The following is a 723-nucleotide window of genomic DNA, read 5'->3' as shown; positions in this document are numbered from 1 at the left end:
GGCCCATCGGCCTTGACCAGATCGTCCGGGTCCTTGCCATCGGGCAGCAGCGCAAAGCGCACGCGACGTTCCGGCTGCACCGAAGGCAGCGCCATGTCGGCCGCCCGCCACGCCGCTTTCAACCCGGCCTTGTCGCCGTCGAAGCACAGCACCGGCTCCGGCGCCATGCGCCACAGGAGCTCGAGCTGGTTTTCGGTGAGCGCCGTGCCAAGCGGCGCCACGGCGTTCTCGAAGCCGGCCTGCGCCAGCGCGATCACGTCCATATAGCCTTCGACCGCGATCACCGTTCCGCCCTTTGCCAAGGCCTTGCGGGCGCGGGCGAAATTGTAGAGCACGTTGCCCTTGTGGAAGAGCTCGGTCTCGGGCGAGTTCATGTATTTGGCCAAGGCGTCGGGCGCCAGCGCGCGACCGCCGAAGGCGATGATCTTGCCGCGCGAATCCGGGATCGGAAACATGATGCGGTCGCGGAACCAGTCATAGGAGACCGGAATGTCGTCGCCATGCCGCACCAGTCCGCAGGCCTCTATATCGGCCTTCGGCACGCCCTTGGCGGCGAGATGCTCCTTCAACGCATTGCGGCTGTCGGGCGCATAGCCCAGCCGGAAGGATTGCTGCGTCGCCGGCGTCAGCCCGCGGTCACGCAGATAGGCGCGAGCTTTGGCGCCGTCGGCGCTCTGCAGCCGCTCCTGGAAGAAGGCCGTCGCCATTTCCATCACATCGGTC

Annotated in this window: 1 protein-coding gene; it reads right to left on the bottom strand. The window is 66.8% G+C overall.

Annotated features, from left to right (window positions below; all coding sequences use genetic code 11):
- The coding region (locus EOD07_RS36435; protein ID WP_127238508.1) for a toprim domain-containing protein at nucleotides 1-723 on the bottom strand (723 nt) is incomplete at both ends.

It is taken from the genome of Mesorhizobium sp. M2C.T.Ca.TU.002.02.1.1, from assembly GCF_003997225.1.
This window is presented reverse-complemented; position numbering and strand designations above follow the sequence as displayed.